We start from the raw sequence: 26,679 nt of genomic DNA, 5'->3' as shown, positions 1-26,679 counted from the left end.
GCCTCAACGTTCTGTGGGCCATGATCCGTGACGGACAGTATTACCAAGGTTCACCACCCGTCACGGCTGCGGCTTGACATCACGATTGGGAAGTCCTCTATCAGTTCATGGCGACGCCAGCTTGCCGATGGGCGTCTCCACTATCTCCACCGCGCCCGCCCGCGTCAGTCCGGCGATCGCCTCGGCGATCCGGTCCTTCCGGAACACGCCCTGTACGACCTCCTGCCGGGGGTCCGAGCCGCCGCCGCCCAGCCGCCACCAGCGGGCGGGCAGCAAGGGTTCGACCTCCGTCCACCTGTCCGCCGGGACGACGACGGTCAGCAGCAGGTGGGCCGCCCCGGCGTGCGCGGCGCGCAGCAGCGAGGTCAGCGTCTCGACGGAGGCGCGGACGGATCTGTCGGCCCAGGCGGCGGGGCTGGCGATGAGGTTCACCCCGCACCTGCGGACGGTGCTCAGCACGCGCAGGTTGTTCTGGCGCAGCGAGGAGCCGGTCTCCACCACTTCCATGACGGCGTCGGCCAGTTCGGGGATCTTCGCCTCGGTCGTGCCGTGCGAGTGGATCACCTCGGCGCGCAGCCCCAGCCGCTGGAAGTGGTCCTGGGCGATGGTCGGGTACTCGGTGGCGATCCGCGTCCCGTGGCCGAGGTCGCGCTCGCTGCGGGCGGGGTGGTCCGCGGGGACGGCGAGGACCACGCGCCAGCCGGTGTCGGTCGTCTTCGAGTAGTCGAAGGTGTGCACGACCTCGATCTTGGCGCCGGTCTCCTCGATCCAGTCGGCGCCGGTGACACCGAAGTCGAAGGTGCCGTCCGCGACGATCAGCGGGATTTCCCTGGGCTTGTAGAACACCACGCGTTCGACGCCGGGGTAGTCGATGCTCGCGCGGTAGGCGCGCGGGGAACTCTTGCGCACCGCCAGTCCGGCGGCCCGGAAGAGTTCGAGCGTCGGCTCTTCGAGAGAGCCCGTGGGGAGTGCGACAGACACCATGGTCATCACCGTTCGTCATCCTGTGCTCGGCAACTCGGCAACTCGGTAGCGCGGCAGCTCCGGGGCCATGACCGGGGCCGCCGCGCGGTCGGGCACGACGGCGGCCCCGCGACGGTCCCCATGAACTCCCGTCGGCCCCTATACGTGCAGCAGCCGGTCGATGCCGGTCACCGGGGGGCGGGGCAGGGCGGCCGGGCGGAGTTCGACCTCGCCGACCACGAGGTCGGTGGGCCAGGCGTCGATGATGCTGGCGACGCACTGGCCCACCGACTCGATGCTGATCTTGTACGGGGCGTGGTCGCCCTCCAGATTGGCGATGGCCCCCGGCGTGACCAGGCAGCCCCGGACGCCGTTGCCGCGCTCCTCCAGCAGCAGCGTCTCCATCAGCGCCTTCACCGCGGCCTTGGTGGCGCTGTAGACCGCGCCGCCCTCGAAGTAGTGGGTGGACGCGTTGCTGCCCATGGTGACGAAGAGCCCGCCGCTGTGCCGCAGCGCCGGCAGCACCGCCTTGATCAGGTGGAAGACGGAGGTGAGGTTCACCGCGACGATGCGGTCCCAGTCCTCGGCTGACAGCTTCTCGATCGGATCCAGCACCCGGTCCACGGCGTTGGCCACGCAGGCGTCCAGCCGGCCGGTCTCCGCGAGCACCTGGGCCACGCTCTCGGCGAGTTGCGCCGGGTCGGCCAGGTCGCAGCGGTGTTCGCCCAGCCAGCTCTCGCCGGATGTCGTGCGGTTGAGCGAGCGCACCTGGTACCCGCGGTCGTGCAGGGCGGCGGCGATGGCCCGGCCGCTCCCCCGGTTGGTGCCGGTCAGGAGCGCCACCGGCGCGTCAGATGCCATCGAAGGCCCGCTTCCACTGGGCGACGATCTCCGCGCCGGAGACCCCGTCGCGGAACAGGTCCTTGTCCAGCCGCGAGCCGTCCGGGTGCCGGATGCGCATGCAGTCCTGCGACACCTCGGAGATCAGGCTGAGCCCGCCGGCCGCGTCGAGGCCGAAGATGACGCAGAAGTCCCAGATCTCCAGCGGCGCCAGCCAGGAGCGCAGGACGTCGTTGACGGTCAGCGCCTGGGCGCGCATGGCGTCCACGGGCAGGTCGAGGGCGCGCAGATAGTCCTCGCCGATGGGCTGGTCCTCCGGGTCGACCCGGTAGTCGAACTTCACCACGGGGCGGGGCAGCGGCTGCCCGTCCGGGAACAGTCCGGGGTACTTGCGGGTCGTCGAGCCGTTCGCCACGTTCTTGACGATGACCTCGAAGGGCGGCGCGGGGCAGTACCGGGCGACGTACATGTTCTCGCCGACCCGCTCCCGGAAGGCGCATTCCACCCCGGCCTTGGTCAGCTCGGCCGCCGCGCGCTCGTAGAAGTCGAGGCGCAGCGGGCCGGTCTCGTCGACGAGTTCGTCGCGGTCGTAGGTGAAGCTGCGCAGGCTCGGGATCAGCCGGACCAGGCACAGGCCGTCGGGCAGCAGCCACAGCTCCTTGCTGCGCCCGGTGATGTCGGCGGGCTCGCTGCCCGCCAGCCGGGCGAGGGCGTCGGTATCGGTCGGATCGACGGCGCCTTCACGCATGTTTCCGCTCCCCACTCCCCTGTGCCGGTCTGGCGCTTCCCGCCGCCGACCGGGCGATGTCACGGACCTGTCGCGGGTGTGCCGCCGTGCGCGCGGCGCCGCCCCGCGCTTTCTTCCCTGTTTTCCCGCTCATTCGCTGCCGAGGCCGCGGAACCTGTTCGCGATGAAGTCCCCCCACGTCTCGTCGAGAACCGTGAGCCCCTCGTCCGAGATCTGCCACTGCCGCGCCTGGTGCGGCGGATAGGCGAAGAGCACCGACGAGAGCCGCTCGTAATCGGTGTCCGAATACGTACAGTGCACGCGGTGGGTGGACGGGCGGAATCGGCCGCACGAAGCGCTGGACAACATCCTGCCGATGTTGCAGAGCACCAGGTCCGATTTGGCGATCACCGGCTCCACCCAGGTGCCGTCGTGCAGGATGTACTGCAACCCCTGGTCGGAGGGCGGGAGCTGGAGGCCGAGGAGCTGGATTCCGGAATGCTCGTGCGCGAGCACCTCCCGGCCGTCCAGGTCCCGGTAATGGATCACCCGCAGGTTGGTCGCGTCCCTGGAGAGATCGAAATCCGGTGTGCCCTCGGGCATCATGCCCCGGATGACCTCGCCGAACAGCGAGATGAGGGAGAACGCGGTGTCGAAGACCTCGGCGGCCCGCTCGCCGAATTCCGGGAATGCCGCGAGGACGGCGCCCGCCCCCGCCGGTTTGTCGGCCAGCAGGGCGCCGCTCACGTGGATGAATTCCTTGGGGTCGGGCACGCCCTTCGCGAGCCGCGGAATCTCCGAGAGGTACGGGAAGAAGCCGTGTGTGCCGCCGTTGGAGAGCTGGGGCACGGAGGTGTACTCGTAGTCGGCCAGGCTGGGATCGGTCGAGGCGCAGGCCGCTTCGAAGCTGTGCATCATGGCTTCGACCTTCGCGCCGATGCCGGGCACCTCGACAGACATGAACCCCCAGTCGGTGAGCTGGGTCTCGATCTCCTTGGCGGCGGAATGCATATCCGTTCGAAGTGCACCGAGCCGTACGGTCGGTACGACACCGCTGAGTCGCATCGGGGTGACGTCCATGGTTACACAGGTCCTCTTCTCCGTGTTCTCGGTGTTCTCGGTGTTTTCGGCGTTCTCTGCGTTCGCACTGTTCTTACCGGAGCTTTTCCCGCGGTTTTCCCGCGGCACGTCCTGCGCGGCGCTCTTCGATCGACGCTCCCCGCACAACAGCGCTCCGGGCAACGGAATTTCCCGATCAGCGCCGACGATCGAGTTTCGAACGGCTCGCGATCAATACTTTCGATCGACATGCCTGCTTCCGGGCAGGTTCTGCCCCACAAAATCAAAGATTATCATTGCCCCTCGATCAGTCAAGGTCACCCGGTGCAGGGCGAGTTGACTGAAACCCCATGAGCACCGCGATTACCAGGTGACCAGCGGCGAAATCTCACACCCCGGAGGCCGGGGCGGCCGTATTCGATCTTTGCCGGTGCCCCGAATCCACCAGAATGCTCCCGGGGGGGGCCATCGCTTCGCGCGGCCCGGGAATCCCTTTCCCACTCCGCCGCCTTCCGCGCCGCGAGCCGATCCCCTAGATTTACTCCGCGTGTTTTGTGCGAGCCGACGGGAGCGGTTGTGAGCTATCCCTTCAGCGACGACCAGGAGGAGTTACGGCGCACGGTACGCCGTTTCCTCACCGAGAAGTCACCCGAGGCCGAGGTCCGCCGGCTCATGGAGAGCGCCGAAGGCTTCGACCCCGCCGTCTGGCGGCAGATGGCGGAACAACTGGACCTCCAGGGCCTGACCATTCCGGAACGGTACGGCGGCGCCGGACACTCCTATGCCGAACTGGTCGTCGTCCTGGAGGAGATGGGCCGCGCGCTGCTCTGCGCCCCGTACTTCTCCACCGTCGCGCTGGCCGCCAATCTCCTCCTCGCCACGGACGACGAGAGGGCCAAGCGGGATTTCCTGCCCGGGATCGCCGCCGGCCGCCGCATCGCGACGGTCGCGCTCACCGAACACTCCGGCCGCTGGGACGCCGACGGCGTCACCCTGGAGGCCACCGAAGCGCCGGCCCCCGCGACACAGGCCGGCGGAGCGGAAGCCGCGGCGGCGGACGGCGGCTGGCGGCTCAGCGGCGAGAAGTTCTACGTCCCCGACGGCCACGTCGCCGACCTGGTGCTCGTCGTGGCACGGACCCCGGCCGGGGTGTCGTTGTTCGCCGTGCGCCGGGGCGCGCCCGGCTTCGCCGCCACGCCCGTGCCCACCCTGGACCAGACCCGCAAGCTCGCCAGGCTCCGCTTCGACCGTACGCCCGCCCGCCTCGTCGGCGCCGACGGCGGGGGCCGGCCGGCCGTGGCCGAGATGCTCGACCTCGCGGCGATCGCCCTGGCGGCCGAGCAGGCCGGGGGCGCCCAGCGGGTGCTCGACATGTCCGTCGAATACGCCAAGCTGCGCGTCCAGTTCGGGCGGCCGATCGGCAGCTTCCAGGCGATCAAGCACAAGTGCGCCGACATGCTCGTCGAGGTCGAGTCGGCCAGGGCGGCGGCGTACCACGCCGGCTGGGCGGCCGCGGAGGGCGACGACGAGGTGCCCGCGCTGGCGAGCCTCGCCAAGTCGTACTGCTCCGAGGCGTATTTCCACGCCGCCGCCGAGAACATCCAGATCCACGGCGGCATCGGCTACACCTGGGAGCACCCCGCCCATCTGTACTTCAAGCGGGCCAAGAGCAGCGAGCTGATGCTCGGCGACGGCGCGTACCACCGGGAACTGCTGGCCCAGCGCATCGGCATCTGAGTCCGGGAGAAAGTCATGACGAAGGACAGGGCAAGGGGCACCGTGCAACGAGGCGAGGCGGGCGCGTTCCGCCGGTACGTCCGCGAGTGGGTCCGGGCCAACGCCCCGGCCCCCGGCGGCCCGTACGACCAGTGGGAACGGCGGCTGCTGGGCGCGCGGCTGATCTGTCCGGCCTGGCCGAGGGCGTACGGAGGGTCGGCGCTCGGGCCGCTGGACGTCCTCGCCCTCGCCGAGGAGTGCGCGCGGGCCGGCGCCCCGCTCGTCCGGCGCGGCGTCGGCGAGCACCTGATCGGGCCGGCCGTCCTGGAGCACGGCACGCCGGCGCAGCGCTCCGCTCTCCTGCCGGGCATCGTCTCCGGCGCGGACCGCTACTGCCTGGGCTTCTCGGAGCCGGACCACGGCAGTGACCTGGCGGCGGTGGCGACGGCCGGGGAGGTGCGCGGCGAGGAGGTCGTCGTCAGCGGGGTGAAGACCTGGGTCGCGGACCCGCACCGGGCGAACATGGTCGCCGTGCTGTGCCGTACGTCCCCGGCCTCCCCCGCCCGCGATGGGCTGTCCCTGGTCCTGGTCCCGCTGGCGTCGGCGAACGGCGTCCGTGTCCGCCGGGTACGGGAGTTGACCGGTTCCGCAGGTCTCGGCGAGGTCCGGTTCGAGGGGGCGCGCGCCCCGCTGTCGCATGTCATCGGCGGCGTCGGCGGCGGCTGGGCGGCCGCGATGACGGCGCTCTCGCACGGCCGCGCGCACGAGGCGGCGTCCGCGCACCTCGTATTCGAGGAGCGGTTCTGGGAACTGGTCCGCCAGGCGCGGAAGTCGGGACGGTCGCAGGAGCCGGCGGTCCGCTCGCGGCTGGCGTGGGCGTACACCCGGATCACGCTGATGCGCGCTGCCGGTCTGCGGCTCGCCGCCCGTATCGCCGCGGGGAAGGACACCGGCGCCGAGGCGGCCGTAGCGGCGCTCGCCCGCTCCGAGTTCGAGCGCCGGTTCGGCGAGATCGCGGTCGACGTGCTGGGGGCGGCGGCGCTCGTGCGTCCGGAGGGGGCCGGATACGGCCTGAGCGAGTGGCAGGAGGCGCTTCTCGCGGGGCGGGGCGCGACGATCGGCGCGGGGACCGGCGAGGTGCGGCGGAATGTCCTCGCCGAGCGGGTGTTGGGGCTGCCGAGGGAGGCCGGGTGATCCCTGAAACGCGGCGGACCGAGACCCTAGGATGCGTCGTATGTTTGCCGCACAGCAGTCAGCCGCCGACAGGCTCGCCCGACTCACCCCGCACGACGACGCGGAGCGCGCCGACGTCGAGCGGATCCGCTCCCTCATCGAGACCGCCGAGGACCCCTGGTCGCGGTCGCTGCCCCTGCACATCACCGCTTCCGCGTTCATCGTCCACCCCGGCAGCGGCCGGGTGCTGCTGCGCTGGCACAAGCGCCACGAGTCCTGGCTGCTGGTCGGGGGGCACGGCGATCCGGGCGAGAGCGATCCGCTCGCCATCGCCGTGCGGGAGGGGCAGGAGGAGACGGGGCTGAGCGATCTGGCGCCCTGGCCGGACGCGGAGATCGTGCACGCGGCGGTCGTGCCCGTGCCGGCCAGCAGCCGGGAGCCCGCGCACGACCACGCCGACCTGCGGTTCGTCCTGGCCACCGGGCATCCGGACGCCGTACGGCCGGAGCACTCGGACGCGCCGCTGCGCTGGCTGACGCCGCACGAGGCGCACGCGGCCATCGACGAGGCGAATGTGCGCGAGACGCTGTCCCGGGTGGAGAAGCTGTTCGCCGGCTGAGTCCGCGAGACCGGAGACGGGACCGGAAACAAGACCGGACGCGGGATCGGGATCGGAGTCCGCCGGCGGCCCAGGACACCGCGAGTGGTCGCGCTCGTGCGAGGACGACGGAGGGGATGGCCGGATGTACGCAGTGCTGTCGGTGACGGACAAGACCGGCATCGTGGAATTCGGGGCCGGGCTGCGGAAGTTGGGCGCGTCGCTCGTGGCGACCAGCGGTACCGCGGGGCTGCTGCGGGACGCGGGCATGGACGCGGCCGTCATCGGGGACCTGTCGGGGGTGCCGGAGATGATGGGCGGCCGGGTGCGGGCCTTCCACCCGTCGGTCTTCGGCGGGCTGCTCTACCGGCGGGGCAACGCGTCGGACGAGGCCGAGGCGCATCAGCACGGCATCCCCCGGATCGACGTGCTCGCCTGCAACTTCAAGGATCTCGTGGCCGACGACGGCATCGCCGGGGCGCTGGACTCGATCGACATCGGCGGCCCGGCCATGCTGCGGGCCGCCGCCAAGAACTTCCCGAGCGTGCTGCCCGTCGTGGATCCGGCGGACTACGGCGAGGTGCTGCGCGCCCTCGGGGCCGCCGGGGGCGAGGTGGCGGCGGTGGACCCGGCGTTCCGCCGCTCGCTGGCGGCGAAGGCGTTCGGCCGCACCTGCGCGTACGACCGGTCGATTCAGCGGATTCTCGACACCACCGGGGATCGGGAATAGCGTCATTCCCATGGGAAGCGCAGCGGAAATCGCCTAATGTGCTGCCATGGATGTTCGAGCCTTACACGAGGAATCGCTCCGCTCGACCGGCCAATTCATCGGCGGCGTCCGTGCGGATCAATGGGACGCGCCGAGCCCCTGTCCGGGCTGGGACATACGGCATATCGTCAACCATCTGGTGGCGGGGAATTTCTGGGTCCGGGAACTCGGCCTGGGCCGCACGATCGAGGAGGTCGGGAAAAGCCTCGACGGCGATCTGCTCCGGGACGATCCGGTCAGCGCCTACGAGGCGTCGGCCGCCGCCGCGGCCGAGGCGTTCGCGGCCGAGGGCGCGATGGAGCGGCTGTGGCCCCTGTCGTACGGGGAGCGGCCGGGCCGGGTCTACGCGCGGCAGCGGTTCATCGACGTGCTGATCCACGGCTGGGACATCGGCACGGCGGCCGGGCAGGACCCCCGGCTGCCGGCGGAGCTCGTCGAGGCGTGCACGGCGATCTTCGACGCGCGGCCGCAGATGCTGAAGCAGTGGGGGTTCGCCGAGCTGGACACGGCCCCGGCCGCCGGCGACGACCCGCAGGCCAGGCTGCTGGCCCTGACGGGTCGCCGCGGCTGAAGGCGGTTCACGAAGGACCTGCCGCGAGCGGCGGGTTCGCTACGGCGATTGTGCCGCTCCGCCCCCGGGGGCCATTCCGTCGGGGCCGTCCGGGCTGTCCGGGCTGTCCGGGCTGTCCGGGCTGCCTATACAGTTCAGTTCGGCCAGTACCTCCTCGGTGTGCTCCCCGAGCAGCGGCGGCCGGCGGTAGACGCCGGAGGGCGTCGAGGTGAAGCGGATGGGGCAGTTGGGAAAGACCACCGGGCGGGCGCCCGCCGGCTGCTCGACGGCGACGAGCATGTCCCGGGCCCGTACATGGGGGTCGGTGAAGAGGTCGGCGGCGTCGTTGACGGGGCCCACCGGGACGCGGCCGCCCAGCGTTTCCGCTATCTCGGCGGTCGTCCGTTCGGCCGTCCACTCCGTCACCGCCTGTTGCACGAATTCGGCGTTCGCGACCCGGGCGCCGTTGGAATTCGTCCGCTCGTCGTCGACGAGTTCCGGGCGCCCGATGACATCGCAGAGGATTTTCCAGTGGTTGGGGGTCGGCGCGGCTATCGCGCATTTCCCGTCCTTCGTCGGATAGATGTCGAAGGGCACGAGCTGCGGATGGCTGTTGCCGGTGGGCCGGCTCACGACGCCGGTGTACGAATAGCGGTATACGGCCGTTTCGCAGAGGGAGACGATCGAGTCGACCATGGCCACGTCGACCATCTGGCCCTGTCCGGTCTGACGGGCGTGCAGCACGGCGGAGACGATGCCGATCGCGGAGAGGGCGGCCGGGTAGAGGTCGCCGATGGTGGGGCCGACCCGCACCGGCTGCGACGCGTCGGCGCCCGTCATGCTGACGAGCCCGCCCATGGCCTGCGCCACGACGTCGTACGCGGGCCAGTCCCCGTACGGGCTGCTGCCGGTGCGCGGGTCGCCGAAGCCGCGGATCGCCGCGTACACCATCGCCGGGTTGCGCGCGTGGAGCGCTTCGTAGGACAGGCCCCACCGTTCCATGACGCCCGCCCGGTAGTTCTCGGCGAGGACGTCCGCCGTGTCCACGAGCCTGAGCAGCGTCTCGCGGTCGGCGGGGGTGGACAGGTCGAGGACGATGCCGCGCTTGTTGCGGTTGATGCTGCCGAAGAGGCCGCCGATCTGCCGCCCGGTGTCGTCCGTGGTGAACGGCCCGGCGAACCGCGGGAGGTCGCCCGCCGGCGGCTCGACCTTGATCACCTCGGCGCCGAGGTCGCCGAGGATCATGGTGCAGAAGGGGCCGGAGACGGCGCGGGTGAGGTCCACCACCCGGACGCCTCGCAGCGGCCCGCCGGGCCCCTTCTGCATGGGCGCCGCCCGTTCGTGTCCGCGCAGATAGGCGGGCTCGACGTGCGGGGCGGCTGGTTCGCCGCGTTCACCGCGTGCGCCTCGTTTGTCGCGTTCATCTCGTTCGTCTCGTTCGTCGCGCGGGCTCGGCTGCTCAGCCAACTCGTTCCGTCCCCTCGAAGGCGCTGATGTCGGCCCGGCACACATAGCGGACCGGCCGGATGGTCAGTTCGCCGGTGAGCGCGAGCGCCGACACGGGCTGGGTCGGGCGCAGTCGCGGCTCGCCCAGCGCGGCGCCGTCGAACACGCGCAGCGATGGCCGGCCGCGCTCCACGGTCTCGATGCTGTACGCCCGTTCGACCTGTACGAGCCGGTGGCCGGCCGCCGTCCGGGCGAGCTGCATGCTGTCGGTGAACTGCACGTCGGCGGCGGAGATGGCCTGCGGGTGCAGCATCCGCAGGTCGAGTACGGGCGCGCCGTCGCACCGCACCACGGCCGTGGTGCCGAGGTGGCGGGGGCGTACCTCGATCTCGGCCGCGCGGGCCTTGAATCCCCACCGGTCGGCGAGGAGTCGCCCGGCGGCGGCGCCCTGGACGAAGCAGGACACCTGGAAGCCCCGGCTGCGGACGCCGCTGCGGCAGACGATCCGGGTCTCGGCGAGGGCGAACGGGCCGGCCTCGCTCTCGCGCGCCGTCAGGACCGTCAGGGTGATCGCCGGCGGGTTCACGGGGTGCAGGGCCGGGGGCAGCAGGTCGAGCCGGGCGGCGCTGTGCACCTCGTACACGGCCTGGAGCAGTTCCACGCCGCGGCAGACCAGGGGCTCGGTGGCGAGGGAGGTGACGTACGGGGCGTCGGCGGCCAGCGCCTCGGGGTCCGCGGTACCGATGAGCATCAGCGGGCCTCCTTCTCGAAGTGGGGCATGACTTCCGCGGCGAACAACCGCATGCTCGCGAGCACCTGCTCCTGCGGCACCAGATCGGTGGTGTTGAGCAGGAAGTTGATGGCGTCCACGCCGATGGACTCCCATATCCCGATGGCCTTGATGATCTGGTCGGGGCTGCCGATGGCGATGCCGTCGGGGATGGGGCGCCGCTCGCCGGGATCGTCGTGCCGGATCTGCGCGACGCTGCCCGCGGCCAGGTTGCCGAGCGACCGGTAGGCCGGTGTGGGGTAGACCTCGCGGGCCCACAGCAGGTGGCTGTTGAGCAGCCCGAAGCCGGTGAACATGGCGCCGCCGATCCGGCTCGCGACGGCGTCGTCCTCGTGGCAGAAGAGGTAGTTCATGGTGGCGACCTGGTCGTTGACGACGGCGCCGACGGGGTCGCACTGCTGGACGCGCTTGCGGTAGTCGGCGGTGCGCGCCTCCTGCTCCTTGAAGCTCGCCGCGGCCACGCCGAGGCAGCCGATGCCGCGGTCGGCGGCGTCGCGCTCGGTCCCCGGCGAGGTGACGGTCACCCACAGCGGCGGGTGCGGGTCCTGTACGGGCTTGGGGACGACGGGCCGTTCGGGGAAGGAGAACGTGGTGCCCTCGTAGGCCGTGCGCTCCTCGGTCCAGAGCCGGGGCAGCACATGGACGTACTCGTCCCAGGAGATCTTCGTGCTGTCGGGGTCGGCCCTGAAGCCGCCGAGTTCCGTGATGGTCGAGGCCCGGGCGGTGCCGACGTCGAGGCGGCCGCCGGAGACGATGTCGAGCACGGCGGCGCGCTCCGCGACCCGGATGGGGTGGTTGATCTGCGGTACGCAGACGACGCCGCCGTGTCCGACCCGAATCCGCTCGGTGGACATGGCGGCGGCCGTCAGGAACACCTCGGGGGCCGAACAGTGGGAGTACTCCTGGAGGAAGTGGTGTTCCACCGCCCAGGCCGTGGTGAATCCCAGTTCGTCGGCCAGCCGGCACTGTTCCAGCGCGTCTTGGTAGGTCTTCATCTCGGCATCCCGCGCCAGTGGCTGCGGTACCGAAAGCTCGAAGAATATCCCGAATTTCATGTGCCGCTCCTGTCAGGCCCCCGGGGGCCTTAGCACCTGTACTCCTCCGGCGAGGACCACGATGGGCTGGACGATGGCGCTGATATCGCGCAGGGGGTCGCCCCGCACCGCGAGCAGATCCGCCCGCCGGCCCGGTGCGAGGACGCCCGTATCACTGATTCCCAGATGTTCCGCGGCCCCGGAGGTCGCCGCCGCCAGCGCCTGGCGTGCGGTCATTCCGATGCCGTCGTCCCCGACGAGGGCGGCCAGGTCGGCCGGGAAGCCGTCGAAGCACCGCTGCGGCACCCCGGCGTCCGACCCGGCGACCACCGGCGCCCCCGCCGCCAGCAGATTCCGGAAGACCTCGCGGATCCGCGTCTGCTTCTTGTGGAACCGCGCGGCGACCGGCGCGGGCGTGCCGGGCGCGGCGTCGCGCATCCGGTGCATCGCGCCGCTGATGGTGGGGACGAACGCGATGCCGCGCTCGGCCATCAGCTCCGCGGTGACCGGGTCGTATTCGATGCCCCGTTCCGTCTCGAACAGGCAGTGCTCCAGGGTGCGGGCCCCGGCGTCCACCGCGCGGCGGATGCTCACGGGGTCGTAGGCGTGGACCGCGAGCGGCACGCCGAGCCGGTCGCTCTCCTCGGCGCAGGCCCGGACCTCCGCCGCGCTGTACTGGGGGCGCAGCGGGTTGCTGCGCGGGGTCAGATTGCCGCCGCTGAGCATGAGTTTGATCCAGTCGGCGCCGTCGCGGACCTGGCGGCGGACGGCGACGCGGACCTCGGCGGCGGTGTCGCACGCGTGGCCGAACCAGTGGCAGTGGCCGCCGGTCACGGTGATCGGCCGGCCGGCGGCGAGCACCCGCGGGCCCGGTACGAGGCCGTCGGCGACGGCGGCGCGCAGCGGGAAGGCGACCTCGTCGACGGTGCCGAGGTCGCGCACCGTGGTGACGCCGGACTCGACGGCGGACCGCAGGTTGCGCACCGCGCGTACGGCCAGGGCGGCGTCGCCGGCGCGGGCCTCGCGCCGGTAGTCGCGGATGGGTGTGTCCGAGCCGGACAGGGCCATGTGGACGTGGCCGTTGACGAGGCCGGGGAGGAGCGTGGCGCCGGGCAGGTCGATGTGGGGCGTGTCGCGGGCGGCGTCGGCGCCGAGGTCGGCGCGGCGTCCGACGGCGGTGATCAGCTCGCCTTCTATGCGGACGAAGCCCTCGCGGACGGGCTCGGGCGCCCGGCCGTCCCAGACCCGCTCGGCCGTGATCAGGCATCGGTTGACGCGCTGCTCACCCACGTCCCGTCCCCTCCTCCACCGCGTCCGCGGATTCCGGCGGCGGCTGGTGGGCGCTCCGTGCGCCGCCGGGACGCGGGGTCGCGCTCATTTCTCGGACAGCAGCGAGGTCTCGGAGAGCGGGACCGTGTCCCGGCGGTCCGGGCCGACGCCCGCGGCGATGATCTCCACGTCCAGGAGCGCCGCCAGCCGGTCGATGTACCGCCGGGCGGCCGCCGGCAGGGCCGCCGCGCCCCGGTGCGCCACCTCGGTCCAGTCCTGCTCCGGCCAGCCCGGCAGCCGCTCCAGCACGGGGGTCGCCGCGGCGGCGTCCCGCAGCCGCACGGGGTAGGCGTCCACGGTCCGCCCGCCGACGCGGTAGCCCGTGATCACTTGGACCTCGTCCAGTCCGGCGAGCACGTCGAGGTTGGTCAGGACGAGTTCGGTGATGCCCTCGACGGCGATGGCGCGCCGGACCATGGGGGCGTCGAACCAGCCGACGCGCCTGCGGCGCCCGGTGACGGTGCCCCATTCCCGGCCGCGGCTGACCAGGTGCTCGGCGGTGGCTCCGGTCAGCTCGCCGACCAGCGGGCCGCCGCCGACCTGCACCATGTACGCCTTGGCGACGCCGAGGACGGTGAACCGCTGCGCCGGGGAGGTGCCGGTGCCCACCGTCACCCCGGCGGCGCCGGTGAATCCGCTGGTGACGTACGGGTACGTGCCCTGTTCCAGGTCGAGTCCGAAGCTCTGCGAGCCCTCGTAGACGAGGTACTTGCCCTCGGCCCGGGCCCGGCGCAGCCAGGTGGAGGTGTCGCACAGATACGGCTCCAGGGCGCGGCCCGCCGCTCCGTACTCCTCGACGAGCCGGTCGACCTCGGCGGTCACCGGTTCCGCGCCGTCCGGGCGGCCGAAGACCCGTTCCAGCAGGGCCCGTTTGAGCGGGACGATGCGGGACAGGCGGGCGGCGAGCAGGTCCGCGTCGAGCAGGTCGACGAGGCGCAGTCCGATCCGCGCGACCTTGTCCTCGCGGCAGGGCCCGACGCCGCGGCGGGTGGTGCCGATCCGGCCGGTGCCGTCGGCGAAGCCGGTCGCCGCCGAGGTGGCCAGCTCCGCGCCGCGCCAGTCGTCCTGGGCGATGTCCTGGGCGATGTGGTACGGGAAGATCACGTGCGCCGACTCGCTGATCCGCAGGTCGATGTCGAGTCCGCCGTCCCGGAGGTCGGCCAGCTCCGTGAGCAGGGAGCGCGGGTCGACGACGCAGCCGCCGCCGAGCACGCCGACGGCGCCGCGCAGCACCCCGGCGGGCACCTGTACGAAGCGGTGCTCGCCGCCGTCCGCGACGACGGTGTGCCCGGTGTTGGGGCCGGCCTGGTAGCGGACGACGGCGTACGCGCCCTCGCTCACCAGGTCCGTGATCTTGCCCTTGCCCTCGTCGCCGGCCTGGCAGCCGACTATGACCAGGTCCATCACGCACCGCCCCGGCCGGCCCCGGGCACGGCGTCCGCGAGCCGCCGCACGACCTCGTCCAGCGGGCGGGCGCCCCATACGCGCGTACGGGTCCAGGTCTCGCACAGCGAGCGGTACATCTCCGCGGCCAGCGCCACGACCTCGGCGGGCAGCGGCGGCGGGGTGGGCCAGGTGGCGCGGGGGCGCCCTTCGCGCACCCAGTCCTCGACCCGGTCCTGGAGGCCGCACGCGGCGTAGTGGTCGCGGAAGACCTGCTTGCTCACGTGGGCCCCGTCGAGCAGCAGCCGGGCCTCGTCGGGCGTGCCCGCGTGGTCGACGAGGAGCAGCGTGCCGCGGTCGTCGCGGCCGAACTCGACCTTCCCGTCGGCGTGGACGAGGCCGACGCTCCGCGCGTGCTCCGTGACGATCTCGTCCACGGCGCGGGTGCGCTCCTCCAGGGCGGCCTGCTGGTCGCCGTCCAGGCCGCCGGTCTTGGCGGCCTCGCCGCGGTCGACGAAGCGGTCGATCTCCTCCAGTTTGGTGGTGTATTCGATGGCCGGGCGGTCCAGGACGGCGCCCGGCCGGGGCGGCGCGGTCAGCCCGATGTCGGCCGGTGTGAGCCGTCCCAGGGCGAGGCGGCGGAGTACGGAGGAGCCGGGCGGGATGATGTTGCGGAAGATGACCTGGAGCGGGATCAGGTGGTTGACGTCGGTGGGGGCGAGCGGCTGGCGCTGGGGGTCGATGACGCGCAGGAGGGTGAACTCCAGCTCGTTGGGCGGGTGGAAGGCGCGGTAGTGAGTGGGGATGCCGGCCCGGGCGAACAGGTCGAAGTTGAAGGCCGCGATGCGGCAGCACGCCTGGCCCTTGTCCGGAATCCGGTCCGGCATCTTTCCGTAGTGGAAGACGGAGTAGTCGTCGGTGAACTCGAACCGCCCCACCCCGCTCCGGCCGGGCTCCGGCTCCCGCCGGGCGACCAGGTTCTTCGTGGAATACCTCTTCGGCAACGCGCTGTCCTCCCGCTCGCGGCCGCTCAGCCGGCCAAGGGGTCTCTCAGTCGACCAGGGACAGGTCGTCGAGGGCGGGGATCCACTCGACGGTGGCGGGCGCGTTCCGCGCGCCGCTGAACCAGAACTCGCGCACCACGCCGCTCTCGCGCAGCTCGGTGAGGCGCTCCACGGCGGCCCGCGGCCGGCGGGTGAAGGCGTAGCACATCGGGCCTTCGGAGCTCATCGCGATGGCGTCGATCTCCTTGCCGTTCCGGGCCTCCTCCAGGAGGGAGACGACCTGGTCGGACTGCATGCCGATCTGCTTCTGCTTGAAGTAGCTCTCGTACGTGAGGAAGTTGACGGCCTCGCAGAAGGCCCGGTAGTCGGCCTCCATGACGGAGGTGGCGAGGTTCATCAGGACGGCGTGGGCGGTGCGCCGGGCCTCTTCGGCGGGGATCGGCAGCGTACGGGCGAAGAACTCGCGCTCCACCTCGCCGTGCATCTGGTGGCCGTTCGGGATGATCACGAGGATCGGCCAGGTGGGGAACGGCGTGGAGATCAGCACCGGGGGCCGCCGGCCGCCGCCCGCGTACCGGGTCGGCACGAGGTAGCGCTTCGGGTCGTCGGAGAAGTCGTCGGGGTTGCGGTGCCCGCCGTCGACCAGGAAGCCGCCGCGCTCGATCAGGTTGGGGCTGGCGCCCGAGGTGCCCGCCCGGCCCGCGGCCCGCGCGATCTCCGCGCCGTCGATGGGCCGGCCGGTGAACTGGGCGTACGCGCGGCCGACCGCGACCGCGGTGGTGGTGCCGGAGCCGAAGCCGGTGTGCGGCGGCAGCCCCTTGGTGATGACGACGCGGGCGGCGGGCCCGTCCCAGGCGGTGCGCAGCCGTTCCAGGAGCGCGGTCACGGCGTCCGCGTGGGCGGCCCCGTTCTCGTCGGTCTCGACCGTGTCGTGCTCGGCCGGCAGGACCAGGGCCTCGAAGCCGGGCGAGCGGAGCGCCATGGACGCCATGCCGTTGCGCCGGCCGGTCTCGCCGTTGAGGTCGATGAGGGTGAAGCTGACGCGGCATCCGGTGCGGACCCGGACGCCCCATTCCTGCGAGTCGGTCTCGGACATGTTCGCTCCCTCACGAAGTGGTGCGCCGGTTATTTGCGGGCGTCCGTGCCGGGGAGTTCGACGACCAGATCCGTGTATGCCGCGCCGGATTCGATCAGGCCCCACTGCCGCATCCACGCGTAGGACTTCTCGAACTCCTCGCGGGTGTACGGGGCCGGCTCCGCGTAGCGCAGCCGGGGCAGGTGGAAGTCGTCCGGGGTCAGCTCGCCGTGGAATTCCTCCGGCAGCGAGTCGATGAGGTAGTGCAGATACCGGCGCTTGTCGGCGTTGATGTCGGCGATGGCGCGGCCGATGGCCCGGTTGCAGGCCGCGTACACGGCGGGGTCGAAGTCGGGCGCGGCGAGTTCCAGGCCCGCGTAATGGGTCTCGATGACCTTCTGGAATCCCTGTTTCTCCGCCAGCGCGATCCACGGCTCGGAGAGCGCCACGGCGGCGGCCTCGCCCTTCTTGACGGCGTGGTAGCCGTCGAGGGTGTGATAGCCGACCGTCTTGATCTCAGGGCCCGTCAGAAACCCCTCCAGCATCTGGATGGCCGCGTAGTGGTTGCCGTTGTGGAAGCTGACGGCGATCGGGGCGTTCGCGAGGGTCTGCGGATAGGTGTACGGCGAACCGGGCGCCGCCATCAGAGCCATCACCGCGATGGAGGACCGCTTTCCGATGATCTTCGCGCCCCGCCGGCTGTCGTGCGCCCGCCGGATCTGCCCCCATTCACAGGCCCGGTACAGATCGACGCGGCCCTCTTCGAACGGCACGTGATTGCGGATGGAGTCGACGAGCTGATGGTCTTCGGCGGGCTCGGTGAGGGTCTGTTCGGCCCGATTCTTGACGAATTCCACTTCGATGTCCTCGGCGGCGAAGTAGCCGCGCTCGGCCGCCACCAGCCAAGGGAGTGCGAAAACCGCGGAGGGACCAATTCCTTCGGTGCGAACCGTAGTCGTCACGTCGACGATCTCCTTCTCACAAAGGGGTTTTCTCGCCCGGTAAGGCTAAACACATCCGTGCGGTCGGAGCAAGCGTCGTTCTGTTCAACAGAATTCCGCCGTCAGTCATGTCCAAAGGCATACGAGTACGGTCGCGTGACAGCAGATAAAAGGGTCAAGGAATTTCACCGGCCGACGTCATCGGCGGCGCGCCGCCGGTGGGCCCGCGGACGGGCGCGCGCGCCTGCCTGACCTTCAGCACCGCCCGCGCCCGGCCCGTGCCGAGCGCCAGGCACACGGAGTGCTCCGCGCCGGAGAGCAGGCCGAACAGGAACCCTCCGGCGAACGCGTCCCCGGCTCCGAGCGCGCTCGGAGCCGGGACGATCTCCGCACCGGTCACCAGGTGGCGCCCGGCGGGGCCGTGGACCAGCGCCCCGCGGCGGCCCAGCGTGACGACGGCCAGCGCGCCCCGCCGGGCCAGTTCGGCCGCCGCGTCCCGCGCCGTCGCCCTGCCGGTCGCCGCCGTCGCCTCGGCCTCGTTGCCGACGACGACGTCCACCCCGGCCGCCAGCACGGCCTCGAAGCGTCGCCGGTGCTCCAGCACGAGCCGCTGGTCGGAGAGGGCCAGCACCCGGGCCGCGCCGACGGCCCGGGCCCGGGCCAGGACGGACCGCGCCACCTCCAGCCCCTCGTCGGCCGCGAGCAGATACCCCTCGAAGAGCACCGCGTCGCACGGCTCGTCCCGGACGAAGTAGGCGGCCACGGCCTCCCGCAGAGCCCGCAGCCGCCATGGTTCGCCCTGCCAGATCAGAAAGGCCCGCTCACCGTCGGGCAGGAGCAGCACCAGACATCGGCCGGTCGCGGCGAAGTCGCTCACCGCGCCGACCGGGCCGGCCGCCTCGGCCACCCGGACCGCGTCGGCCGCACTGTCCACGTCAGCCGCACTGACAGTGCCGGACGCTCCGGTCGTCGCCCTGAACCCCCGCGGCAGCGGTACACGCACGCCGCGCGCGGCCAGGTCCTCGGCGATCGACCGCCCCAGATCGTCCGTCATCGAGGCCGTCAGCAGCGACGCGTGGCCGCCGCTCGCCGCGAAGGCGACGCAGGTGTTGGCGGCGCTGCCGCCCGCGGTGGGGGCCACCGGGCCGCCGCCGGCGAGGCGGGCCACGGCGGCCTCCAGGGCCGCGCGGTCGCGGAAGGCCGCCGTGCCCGGGGCGACGCCCAGCGCCTCGCAGTCGCCGGGCCCTGCCGCGACGACGATGTCGGCGAGCGCGTCCCCGACGGCGACCAGGCGCGGGCGGCGGTCCATCAGAAGTGCTCCGCCAGGTCGGAGAAGCGGGCGAGCTGGAGCAGGTGGTCGGGGGCCTCGGGCACGGGCTGCCGCTCCAGCACCCAGGTGTCGGGGTGCGGTACGTACACGGCGCGCAGCCCTGCCGCGAGGGCGGGCACGATGTCCGACTTCGGGGAGTTGCCGATCATCCATGTGCGCTCGGCGTCGGCCTTGGCCTGCTCCACCACCGTGGTGTACGTGTCGACGGTCTTCTCCGGGACCACGACGACGTCCTCGAAGAGCGGAGCGAGCCCGGACCGTTCGACCTTGGTGGTCTGCTCATCGAACTCCCCCTTCGTCAGCAGGATCAGCCGGTGGCGGCGCTGGAGGTGGGACAGGGTCTCGCGCACTCCGGGGATCAGCACGGGCACCTGGTCGAGGATGCGGTCGCCCAGCTCGGCGATGGCCTGCGCGTGGTCGACGGAGGCGACCTGCGCGTGCACGCGCTCATAGCATTCGTGCAGGCTCCGCACGAAACTCTTGGCGCCGTAGCCGTGCACCTTGCAGTTGGCGGTCTCGATCTCGTCGAGCATGGCGCGCAGTTCGGCGCGGGTCGTCCGGTCGTGGAACACGAGGTCGATGAACTCCTCGATGGCACGCTCGAAATAGATGTTGTTCTCCCATAGCGTGTCGTCCCCATCGACGAGCAGACACTGGTTGACGATCAAGCTCAGCCCCCAACGGGTGATCACACGGAACTCGGTGAAAAGGCCGACGGCCGCGTCGCATGGGGACGCTCGGCATTCGGTGTTCCTGTTCGGCCTGGTGGGAAAATTATGCCTCACACGAGCTTCGGGATCACCTCGTCTGTCAAGAGCAGGAATGAGCTGTGACTCAGTGGGGCGCAGAGCAGGTAGTGCAGCCCAATCTGTTCCTGAAGGGCCTGAATCCGCTCGGCGACCCTGGCCGGGCTGCCGTGGATGATGACGTCGTCCACATACCGGTCCACGGCGCTCCGGCGGGCCCCCTCGTCCGGCGGCGGCGCGCCCGGCCGCAGCCGCTTGGAGTACTTGCGCCGGGAGGGGTCGCTCATCGACCCCACGGTCCACCGCGCGCCCCGCAGCGCGATCTCCCGCGCCTCCTCGTCCGTCGGCGCGACGGCGATCAGCCGGGCCATCGGGGTGACCCGCCCGTCGACGGGGTGGCCGGCGTCCGCGAGCCCCGCGCGGTAGGCGGCGTATTTGACGCCGATGTCCGCGTGGGTGGAGTGCGGGTCCATGAGGATGGAGTGGCCGGCCGCCGCGGACCAGGCGATCGCGTCGGGCGACGAGGACGCCAGCCAGACCGGCGGGTGCGGCCGCTGGAGGGGCTTGGGCAACACCTCGACGTCCTCGAACGTATGGAAGTCGCCGTGGTAGGTGAGGCGTTCGTCCTGCCAGGCCCGCAGCACGATGTCCACGTTCTCGCGGAACCGCGCGTAGCTGCTGTCGAGGTCGAGGCCGAACACCTGGAACTCGCCGGGGTCGTTGCCGCGGCCCGCGCCCCAGTTGACGCGTCCGCCGGAGACGACGTCGAGCAGCGCGATCTCCTCGGCGAGCCGCAGCGGGTGGTACATGGGGGCCAGGGACACGGCGGTGCCGATCCGCAGCCGCCGGGTCCGGGCGGCCACCAGCGCCCCCATGACGCTCACCGAGGGCGACACGGAGTACGTCGTGAAGTGGTGCTCGGCCAGCCAGACGGCCTCGTACGCCCCGGACCGCTCCATGATGTCGATGCGGTTCAGCGCCCGGTCGTAGACGGTGGGCAGCGGGTGTTTCCGGCCCGGCCAGGAGAAGAACTGCAGTACGCCGAAGTGCAGCCGCTCCCGCGCGGGCGCGACATGGCCAGTCGTTGGGTTCATGGCAATCATCCGAGTTTCGAGGAGCGCTTGTAGGAGACCTTGGGGTCCGTCAGCACGTTCACGAGATAGGGCACGGACGCCGCGAACGCGCGGCGCAGCGCCGGTGCGATGTCCGCCGGGCGTTCGACCACTTCCCCGGCGCCGCCGAGCGCCTGGACGAGCTGGTCGTATCTGCACCCCGGTTGCAGGTCGGCGGCGATGTCGCTGCCGTAGAGATCGCGCATGGGGTGCTTCTCCAGCCCCCAGATGCCGTTGTTCCCGACGATCATGGCGACGGGGAGCCGGTGGCGTACGAGGGTGTCGACGTCGCTCGCGGAGAAGCCGAACGCGCCGTCGCCGAGGAGCAGGGCGACCTGGCGGCCGGGGTGGCACAGCCGGGCCGCGGCGGCGTATCCGACGCCGCTGCCCAGGCAGCCGTACGGGCCGGGGTCGAGCCAGTGGCCGGGGCGGTGGGAGTCGAGGAACTTCCCGGCGTACGAGACGAAGTCGCCGCCGTCGCCGACCACGACGGCGTCCCGGTCGAGCTGGGCCCGTACCTCCCCGATCACCCGCGCCGGGTGGATGGGCGCGCTGTCCGAGGTCAGTTGCGCCTCCTCGGCGCGGCGCAGGGCCCGCTCCCGCTCCCGGAGCCGGTCGATCCACTCCTCGTGGCCGCGGCGCTCGCCGCGCCACGCGGCCATGGCGTCGAGGATCGCGGTGAGATCCCCGGCGGGCGCCGCGGCCGTCGCCACGTGGGCGGCGCGACGGGCCGGATCGTCGACGATGTGGATGACCCGCGCGTCCTTGAACCGTCCGAAGGACAGCCGGAAGTCGAGCGGCGTGCCGACGACCGCGACGACGTCGGCCTCCGTGAGGGCCCGCCGGGTCCGGGCGAAGGCCAGTTCGTGGTCGGCGGGCAGGCAGCCGCGCCCCTGCCCGTTCATGAACGCCGGTATCCGCAGCTCCTCGACGCAGCGGCGCAGCGCCGGCCAGGCGCCGCCCCACCAGACGTCGCCGCCCGCGACGAGGGCGGGCCGCTCGGCGCCGGCCAGCAGGGCGGCGGCCTTGTCGACCTCGTCCGGGTCGGCCTGGGCGGGGGACGGCGGCGGGGCCGGTGGCCGGGTGGGGGTGGCGGCGGCGCGGCGGTGGAGCACGTCGATGGGGAAGTCCAGGAAGACCGGGCCGCGGTGCGGGCTGGTGGCCAGCGCGAGCGCGTCGCGCACCTCGTCGGCGATGCGGCCGGTCGCGGTGACCGTACGGGCCGCCTTGGTGACGGGCGCGACCAGGGGGACATGGTCGAGTTCCTGGAGGGAGCCGGAGCCCCAGTGGCGCTGCGCGGCCCGGCCGCCGAGCACGACGAGCGGGGAGCCGTTGAACCAGGCGCCGGCCAGGGCGCTGATGCCGTTGGTGATGCCGGGCCCGGCGGTGAGCAGCGCGACGCCGGGGCGGCGCGTGAGCTTGGCGTACGCCTCTGCGGCAAAGACGGCCGTCTGTTCGTGGCGGACGTCGACGACGCGCAGGCCGGCCTCGGCCGCCGCGTGCAGCAGCGAGAAGATGTGGCCGCCGGACAGCGTGAAGACGGTGTCCACCCCGGCGTCGCGCAGCGCGGCGACGGCCAGCGCGCCGCCTTCCGCGTCGAGGTCGCGTGCGGTGCTCACGGGCGCCTCCCGGACCGCGCCGTCGCGTTCGACGTACCGGCCGTCAGCGACATACCGGCCGGGCTCGAAGGGATGGCCGTCATCGCGGTGCTTGCCGAACTCGCGTGGTTCACGCTGCTCCCGGTGGCGCCGATGCCAATACGTCCGTACGGGCCGCGGTGTGCGGCCGTCTTCGTCGCGCGGTGGTGCGGCTTACCGGCGCGGTCCGGCGCCGCTGTCGTCCGGCTCCTTTTCCTGCGTGCCGACGCGCAGTTGGTGGAAGGGGGCGTCGCGGTCCACTTCCGGTTCGCGGGGCAGTCCGAGGAGGCGTTCGCCGATCAGATTGCGCTGGATCTCGTCCGTGCCGCCGGCGATGGAGAGGGACTGCACGGAGAGCGCCATCTGCTGGAACGCGCCGCCGGCGGTGATGTCGCCTTCCGTCACCATTCCCTCGGCGCCCAGCAGCGAGAGGCTAATGTCGCGGGCCTCGCGGCCGAGTTCGGAGCTGACGAGCTTCCCCATGGACGCCTCGGGCCCGGCCTCGCGGCCTCTGCGGCGCACGGCCCGCGCCTGGCGGACGCGCATGCGGTTGGCCTCCGACATGGCGTGCATGGCCGCGATCCGCTGGCGTACGAGCGGGTCCTGGTTCTTGCCCACGTCCCGCGCGAGGCGGGTCATGGCGGCGGGCGTACGGACTCCGGGGACGACGGGCCGCTCGCGCTCGGCGCGGCGGCTCTCCTCGACGAGGTCGCTGATCCGGCGGTCGAGCATGCCGCCGCGCCGGCCGGGCGAGGCGATGCGGGCGGGCCGGAGCACTCCGCCGCCGCCGACCTCCAGCCGCTCGTACATGAGGGACGCCTGGGCCACCGGCCAGCCCTGGCCGAGGGCGCCGACAAGGTTCTCGGCGGGGACGACGACGTCGGTGAGGAAGACCTCGTTGAAGGTGGCGCGGCCGTTCATCTGCCGGATGGGCCGCACCTCGACGCCGTCCTGGTCGAGGTCGACGACGAAGTAGCTGATGCCCTTGCGCTTGGGCACGGAGGAATCGGTACGGGCGAGGAGCAGGCCGCGCTCGGCGGTCTCGGCCTCCCGGGACCAGAGCTTCTGGCCGTTGACCACCCATCGGTCGCCGTCGCGCTCGGCACGGAGCTGGAGGCCGGCGAGGTCGGAGCCGGCGCCGGGCTCGCTGAAGAGCTGGCACCAGGATTCGGCTCCGGCGGCCAGCGCGGGCACCCAGCGCCGGCGCTGCTCCTCGGTGCCGAATTCGAGGAGGATGGGGCCGCCGATCATCTGGCCGACGCCGCCGGGCGGGCCGAGCGCGCCGGCCCGGCCGATTTCCTCGGTTATGACCTTGGCCGCTTCGCGCCGCGTTTTCCGGCCGCCCATGCCGGCGGGCCAGGTGGGAAAGGCGAAACCGGCGTCCGCCAGCAATTGCCACCATTCCCCGAGCAACAGGTTGACCTGCCAATTCTCCTTTAGCCAGGTCCGTACTTCGGCGCGCACTTCGTCCAAGAGATCGGAATTCTGATCGTGGATCACGCGTCCCCACCTCCGGGCGGCCTCGCCGGGCAACGCCGAATGATCAATCAATCCGGTGGTCGACCGCGTTCAGCATACTCACGCACGGCCGGGTGACAATGCCGATCTTATCGAATTGGCTCATATCCGTCGGCGGCGCGATCCGGAATGGATCAATTATCCGGCGGCACGGCGCTGAACTGCGTTTCCGCTCGGTGCCGCCGGAATCAGGCGGGGGGCCGGCGGACGGAAACGCGCAGCAGTACGGTGCCGGCCGCGCACACCAGCAGCACCGTGGGCACCACGGCCCACCAGCCGTCCGCCGCGAGCACCGCGAAACTGGCCATCGGCGGTCCGGCCAGCGAACCCACGCTGCCGATCTGGGCCACGAGGCCGTTGGTGATGCCGATGTCGGCGGGGGCCCGGACGACCGCCGGGATCGTGGCGAACACGGCGGCGACGACCATCTCGTTGGCGATGGCCACGATCACCGCTCCGAGGGCGCTCAGGGCGACGCCCGCCGAGCTGAGGAACGCGACGGCTGTGCCGAGCGGCATGAGCAGCGAGGCCGTGAAGACCCGGCGCACGGGCACGCCGCGGCGCAGCAGCCAGCCGCTGAGGAAGCCGCCGACCGCGCCGACCAGCGAGACGCCGCCGGTCAGGGTGCCGGCCTCGGCCGTGGAGACGGACAGTTCCTCGTGCAGATAGGTGGGGAGCAGGGAGACGACGGCGACGATCGATCCGCTGGCGGTGGCGAACCCGAGGGCGAGCAGCAGCGGCCGTACGAACCTGCGCCGCGCCCCCGCCGCCCCGGCCCGGCCCTCGGCGCCCCCGCCGGCGTCCTCGACGCCCGTGTCCTCGACGCCCGTGTCCTCGACGCCCGTCTCCTCGCCGTCGTCGTCGGCGCGGTGCTCACGGCCGAGGACGATCGCGGCCACGACGCCCATCACCAGGAGCGCGCCCGCGGCGACGGCGAGCCAGGTGCGCCAGCCGAACCGGGCCGACAGCAGGCCGCCGGCGAAGAGGCCCAGCGCCAGGCCGCCGGGGAAGAAGGTGCCCCACACGGCGAGCGCGGTGGTGCGCCGCACTCCGCCGCCCATCGAGATGATCACCGCGGGCGCGGCGACGACCACGGCCACGTAGCCGAGGCTCTCCACCAGCCGGGTCGCCATCATCGAGCCGAACCCGCCGGTGCGCGAGCCGAGGAAGCCCGCCGCCGCCATGACCAGACAGCCGGTCACCAGGGCCCAGCGGAGCGGGAAGCGGACCAGGAGATAGCTCATCGGGATGCCGAACAGCGCGGCGACGGCCGTCGTGGCGGAGGTGACCAGCGACATCTGGTCGAGGGACAGCCCGAGCGCGCCGCGCAGTTCCACGGCGACGGGCGCCATCTTGCCCAGGCTCATGGCCGTGAGAATCCCGCAGCAGTAGACGAGCGCGAATCGCGACCAATAGCTCCACGAAAAGCTTGCCGGGGCCGGGCCCGCCGGTAATACTCTGTTCGGGGTATCCGATTTCTTCTCTACGTCCAAGGCGGCGGGGCTCCTCCTTCGGCGAACCGGCTCATTTACCGTTCGCGGACAGCTCGTTGGAGCGTATGGGGACCGGTACCCCGGCAGCAAGGGGACACCTCGGGGAGCGGTGCGCCGAGGCGGCCGAGGCGGCATGGTCAGCGGGTTGACGGCCGCCACGGGCCTGCCGCTACCGTGTCCGGGCACCGTGCTCCCCGGCCGCCGCGCCGAGCGCCCGACGCACCCGCCGGCCGCCTGCCGACCAACTGCTGTTGACACAGGAGAGGTCATTCGAATGCCGAGCAGTCAGACCGGCTTACCGCTCAAATACGGATTGAACCCCCAGCAGGCCCGGGCCATGGTGACAATGCCGGACGGCGGCCCGCTGCCGTTCTCCGTATTGAATGGCACGCCTTCTGTCGTCAATCTCCTCGACGCGCTCCAGGGCTGGCAGTTGGTACGGGCGGCGAGCGACGCGCTCGGGGCGCCCGCGGCGGCCTCCATGAAGCACGTCTCCCCGGCGGGGGCGGCCCTCGCGGGCGACGTCGACGCGACGGCCCGCGCCACCTTCGCCCTGGACGGCCCGCTGTCGGCGGTGGCGTCCGCGTACGCGCGGGCCCGGGACTGCGATCCGCGCTCGTCCTACGGCGACCTGGCGGCCCTGTCGCACCCCGTCGACGCGGACACCGCGCGGCTGCTGGCCCGGGTCGTCTCCGACGGCGTCATCGCCCCCGCGTACGAGCCGGGCGTCCTCGCGACGCTGTCCCGCAAGAAGCGCGGCGCGTTCCTGGTACTGGAGATGGACCCCGGCCACGTACCGCCGCCGGAGGAGGTCCGGGACGTCTTCGGGGTGCGCCTGGTCCAGGACCGGGACCCCGTGACCATCGACGGCGCCGCCCTCGGCGCGGCGGACGGCTTCACCGAGGAGCTGCGCGCGGACGCCGTGCTGGGTCTGATCGCGGCGCGGTACGCGCAGTCGAACTCGGTGGCGTACGTGTCCGGCGGCAGAACCGTCGGCATCGGCACGGGGCAGCAGTCGCGGGTGGACTGCGTGCGGCTGGCCGGGGAGAAGGCCGACCGCTGGCGGCTGCGGCGCCATCCGCGGCTGGCCGGCGCCGCGTTCCCGGACGGCACGCCGCTCCAGGAGCGGGTGAACACCGTGCTGCGGAGGGTCGAGGAGTTCGACGCCGGCGAGCGCGCGGCGTGGCTGGCGCGCGAAGCGCCGTGCACGCTCGCCTCGGACGCCTACTTCCCGTTCCGGGACAACGTCGACGTCGCCGCCGGGCACGGCGTGCGCTGCGTGGTCGAGGGCGGCGGTTCGCGGCGCAGCGACGAGGTCGAGGCGGCCTGCCGGGAGCACGGAATCGTCCTGGTCCGTACGGGACTGCGGCTGTTCTCGCACTGAATCAGCGGCTGTTCTCGCACTGAATCCTCTGCAACCTCTGCATCCTGTGCACCATCCCTGGG

Annotated in this window: 24 protein-coding genes; 6 read left to right on the top strand and 18 right to left on the bottom strand. The window is 72.1% G+C overall.

What is annotated here, in order from left to right; all coding sequences use genetic code 11:
* Positions 1-105 precede the first annotated feature (105 nt).
* The 4 genes from hisG to IF55_RS18585 form a co-directional block, all read right to left on the bottom strand.
* Positions 106-984: an ATP phosphoribosyltransferase gene (gene hisG, locus IF55_RS18600; protein WP_030883114.1), complete on the bottom strand. Its 879-nt coding sequence runs from the start codon at positions 982-984 to the stop codon at positions 106-108.
* A gap of 138 nt (positions 985-1,122) precedes the next feature.
* On the bottom strand, positions 1,123-1,824 hold the full coding sequence (locus IF55_RS18595) for an SDR family oxidoreductase (RefSeq protein ID WP_030883111.1): 702 nt from the start codon (positions 1,822-1,824) through the stop codon (positions 1,123-1,125).
* The gene (locus tag IF55_RS18590) at positions 1,814-2,551 is read right to left on the bottom strand and encodes a phosphoribosylaminoimidazolesuccinocarboxamide synthase (protein WP_037965217.1); all 738 of its coding nucleotides are present in this window, start codon (positions 2,549-2,551) and stop codon (positions 1,814-1,816) included. The genes IF55_RS18595 and IF55_RS18590 overlap by 11 nt, the downstream gene beginning before the upstream one ends.
* A gap of 129 nt (positions 2,552-2,680) precedes the next feature.
* Positions 2,681-3,610: an isopenicillin N synthase family oxygenase gene (locus tag IF55_RS18585; RefSeq protein ID WP_169767226.1), complete on the bottom strand. Its 930-nt coding sequence runs from the start codon at positions 3,608-3,610 to the stop codon at positions 2,681-2,683.
* 555 nt (positions 3,611-4,165) lie between these two features.
* Between IF55_RS18585 and IF55_RS18580 the strand changes: the two genes are divergently transcribed.
* The 5 genes from IF55_RS18580 to IF55_RS18560 all read left to right on the top strand — a co-directional run bounded on the left by IF55_RS18580 (position 4,166) and on the right by IF55_RS18560 (position 8,416).
* The gene (locus tag IF55_RS18580) at positions 4,166-5,326 is read left to right on the top strand and encodes an acyl-CoA dehydrogenase family protein (protein ID WP_030883104.1); all 1,161 of its coding nucleotides are present in this window, start codon (positions 4,166-4,168) and stop codon (positions 5,324-5,326) included.
* 15 nt (positions 5,327-5,341) lie between these two features.
* Positions 5,342-6,499, top strand: coding sequence for an acyl-CoA dehydrogenase family protein (locus IF55_RS18575; protein WP_048832142.1), 1,158 nt, complete (start codon positions 5,342-5,344; stop codon positions 6,497-6,499).
* 40 nt (positions 6,500-6,539) lie between these two features.
* A complete protein-coding gene (locus tag IF55_RS18570) occupies positions 6,540-7,097 on the top strand; it encodes an NUDIX hydrolase (protein WP_037965214.1) in 558 nt (185 codons plus the stop codon).
* Positions 7,098-7,221: 124 nt separating this feature from the next.
* On the top strand, positions 7,222-7,806 hold the full coding sequence (locus IF55_RS18565; protein ID WP_037965211.1) for a hypothetical protein: 585 nt from the start codon (positions 7,222-7,224) through the stop codon (positions 7,804-7,806).
* Positions 7,807-7,852: 46 nt separating this feature from the next.
* Positions 7,853-8,416: a TIGR03086 family metal-binding protein gene (locus tag IF55_RS18560; RefSeq protein ID WP_030883098.1), complete on the top strand. Its 564-nt coding sequence runs from the start codon at positions 7,853-7,855 to the stop codon at positions 8,414-8,416.
* A gap of 39 nt (positions 8,417-8,455) precedes the next feature.
* Here IF55_RS18560 and IF55_RS18555 read toward each other — a convergent pair whose 3' ends face one another.
* The 14 genes from IF55_RS18555 to IF55_RS18490 form a co-directional block, all read right to left on the bottom strand.
* Positions 8,456-9,721 (bottom strand): CaiB/BaiF CoA transferase family protein, encoded by a 1,266-nt coding sequence (locus tag IF55_RS18555; protein WP_063763994.1) that lies wholly within the window; start codon positions 9,719-9,721, stop codon positions 8,456-8,458.
* Positions 9,722-9,854: 133 nt separating this feature from the next.
* Positions 9,855-10,592, bottom strand: coding sequence for a hypothetical protein (locus IF55_RS18550; protein WP_030883094.1), 738 nt, complete (start codon positions 10,590-10,592; stop codon positions 9,855-9,857).
* A complete protein-coding gene (locus tag IF55_RS18545) occupies positions 10,592-11,686 on the bottom strand; it encodes an LLM class flavin-dependent oxidoreductase (protein WP_048832140.1) in 1,095 nt (364 codons plus the stop codon). Before IF55_RS18545 ends, IF55_RS18550 begins: the two co-directional genes overlap by 1 nt.
* Positions 11,687-11,698: 12 nt before the next feature.
* Positions 11,699-12,955, bottom strand: coding sequence for an amidohydrolase family protein (locus IF55_RS18540; protein ID WP_048832139.1), 1,257 nt, complete (start codon positions 12,953-12,955; stop codon positions 11,699-11,701).
* Positions 12,956-13,039: 84 nt separating this feature from the next.
* On the bottom strand, positions 13,040-14,398 hold the full coding sequence (locus tag IF55_RS18535) for an adenylosuccinate synthase (RefSeq protein WP_030883090.1): 1,359 nt from the start codon (positions 14,396-14,398) through the stop codon (positions 13,040-13,042).
* Entirely contained in the window at positions 14,398-15,381 is a 984-nt protein-coding gene (locus IF55_RS18530) for a phosphoribosylaminoimidazolesuccinocarboxamide synthase (protein WP_051776161.1), read from the bottom strand. The genes IF55_RS18535 and IF55_RS18530 overlap by 1 nt, the downstream gene beginning before the upstream one ends.
* A gap of 46 nt (positions 15,382-15,427) precedes the next feature.
* Positions 15,428-16,477, bottom strand: coding sequence for a beta-ribofuranosylaminobenzene 5'-phosphate synthase family protein (locus IF55_RS18525; RefSeq protein ID WP_030883088.1), 1,050 nt, complete (start codon positions 16,475-16,477; stop codon positions 15,428-15,430).
* Positions 16,478-16,506: 29 nt separating this feature from the next.
* Entirely contained in the window at positions 16,507-17,418 is a 912-nt protein-coding gene (locus IF55_RS18520; protein ID WP_030883087.1) for an ABC transporter substrate-binding protein, read from the bottom strand.
* Positions 17,419-17,572: 154 nt separating this feature from the next.
* Positions 17,573-18,706: a carbohydrate kinase family protein gene (locus tag IF55_RS18515; protein WP_030883085.1), complete on the bottom strand. Its 1,134-nt coding sequence runs from the start codon at positions 18,704-18,706 to the stop codon at positions 17,573-17,575.
* On the bottom strand, positions 18,706-19,419 hold the full coding sequence (locus IF55_RS18510; protein ID WP_245661246.1) for an HAD family hydrolase: 714 nt from the start codon (positions 19,417-19,419) through the stop codon (positions 18,706-18,708). Before IF55_RS18510 ends, IF55_RS18515 begins: the two co-directional genes overlap by 1 nt.
* A gap of 89 nt (positions 19,420-19,508) precedes the next feature.
* A complete protein-coding gene (locus IF55_RS18505) occupies positions 19,509-20,567 on the bottom strand; it encodes an LLM class flavin-dependent oxidoreductase (protein WP_030883080.1) in 1,059 nt (352 codons plus the stop codon).
* Positions 20,568-20,572: 5 nt separating this feature from the next.
* Positions 20,573-22,204: an acetolactate synthase gene (locus IF55_RS18500; RefSeq protein WP_030883078.1), complete on the bottom strand. Its 1,632-nt coding sequence runs from the start codon at positions 22,202-22,204 to the stop codon at positions 20,573-20,575.
* A gap of 192 nt (positions 22,205-22,396) precedes the next feature.
* Positions 22,397-23,722, bottom strand: a complete 1,326-nt coding sequence (locus IF55_RS18495; protein ID WP_037965206.1) for an acyl-CoA dehydrogenase family protein — start codon at positions 23,720-23,722, stop codon at positions 22,397-22,399.
* A 206-nt stretch (positions 23,723-23,928) separates the two neighbouring features.
* Positions 23,929-25,368 (bottom strand): MFS transporter, encoded by a 1,440-nt coding sequence (locus tag IF55_RS18490; protein WP_281180990.1) that lies wholly within the window; start codon positions 25,366-25,368, stop codon positions 23,929-23,931.
* 139 nt (positions 25,369-25,507) lie between these two features.
* Between IF55_RS18490 and IF55_RS18485 the strand changes: the two genes are divergently transcribed.
* Positions 25,508-26,617 carry a hypothetical protein gene (locus IF55_RS18485; RefSeq protein ID WP_030883072.1) on the top strand — a complete coding sequence of 370 codons (1,110 nt, stop codon included), beginning with the start codon at positions 25,508-25,510 and terminating at the stop codon, positions 26,615-26,617.
* Positions 26,618-26,679 lie beyond the last annotated feature (62 nt).

This window comes from Streptomyces varsoviensis, assembly GCF_000718635.1.
Lineage (GTDB): Bacteria > Actinomycetota > Actinomycetes > Streptomycetales > Streptomycetaceae > Streptomyces > Streptomyces varsoviensis.
This window is presented reverse-complemented; position numbering and strand designations above follow the sequence as displayed.

What these genes read in the sequence shown, in the direction of transcription:
- IF55_RS18490 (WP_281180990.1), bottom strand. Translation starts at nt 25,368, where the DNA reads ATGCCGCCTCGGCCGCCTCGGCGCACCGCTCCCCGAGGTGTCCCCTTG.
- IF55_RS18515 (WP_030883085.1), bottom strand. Translation starts at nt 18,706, where the DNA reads ATGGACCGCCGCCCGCGCCTGGTCGCCGTCGGGGACGCGCTCGCCGAC.
- IF55_RS18550 (WP_030883094.1), bottom strand. Translation starts at nt 10,592, where the DNA reads ATGCTCATCGGTACCGCGGACCCCGAGGCGCTGGCCGCCGACGCCCCG.
- IF55_RS18485 (WP_030883072.1), top strand. Translation starts at nt 25,508, where the DNA reads ATGCCGAGCAGTCAGACCGGCTTACCGCTCAAATACGGATTGAACCCC.
- IF55_RS18545 (WP_048832140.1), bottom strand. Translation starts at nt 11,686, where the DNA reads ATGAAATTCGGGATATTCTTCGAGCTTTCGGTACCGCAGCCACTGGCG.
- IF55_RS18585 (WP_169767226.1), bottom strand. Translation starts at nt 3,610, where the DNA reads ATGGACGTCACCCCGATGCGACTCAGCGGTGTCGTACCGACCGTACGG.
- hisG (WP_030883114.1), bottom strand. Translation starts at nt 984, where the DNA reads ATGGTGTCTGTCGCACTCCCCACGGGCTCTCTCGAAGAGCCGACGCTC.
- IF55_RS18595 (WP_030883111.1), bottom strand. Translation starts at nt 1,824, where the DNA reads ATGGCATCTGACGCGCCGGTGGCGCTCCTGACCGGCACCAACCGGGGG.
- IF55_RS18590 (WP_037965217.1), bottom strand. Translation starts at nt 2,551, where the DNA reads ATGCGTGAAGGCGCCGTCGATCCGACCGATACCGACGCCCTCGCCCGG.
- IF55_RS18565 (WP_037965211.1), top strand. Translation starts at nt 7,222, where the DNA reads ATGTACGCAGTGCTGTCGGTGACGGACAAGACCGGCATCGTGGAATTC.
- IF55_RS18505 (WP_030883080.1), bottom strand. Translation starts at nt 20,567, where the DNA reads ATGAACCCAACGACTGGCCATGTCGCGCCCGCGCGGGAGCGGCTGCAC.
- IF55_RS18570 (WP_037965214.1), top strand. Translation starts at nt 6,540, where the DNA reads ATGTTTGCCGCACAGCAGTCAGCCGCCGACAGGCTCGCCCGACTCACC.
- IF55_RS18575 (WP_048832142.1), top strand. Translation starts at nt 5,342, where the DNA reads ATGACGAAGGACAGGGCAAGGGGCACCGTGCAACGAGGCGAGGCGGGC.
- IF55_RS18555 (WP_063763994.1), bottom strand. Translation starts at nt 9,721, where the DNA reads ATGCAGAAGGGGCCCGGCGGGCCGCTGCGAGGCGTCCGGGTGGTGGAC.
- IF55_RS18535 (WP_030883090.1), bottom strand. Translation starts at nt 14,398, where the DNA reads ATGGACCTGGTCATAGTCGGCTGCCAGGCCGGCGACGAGGGCAAGGGC.
- IF55_RS18525 (WP_030883088.1), bottom strand. Translation starts at nt 16,477, where the DNA reads ATGTCCGAGACCGACTCGCAGGAATGGGGCGTCCGGGTCCGCACCGGA.
- IF55_RS18560 (WP_030883098.1), top strand. Translation starts at nt 7,853, where the DNA reads ATGGATGTTCGAGCCTTACACGAGGAATCGCTCCGCTCGACCGGCCAA.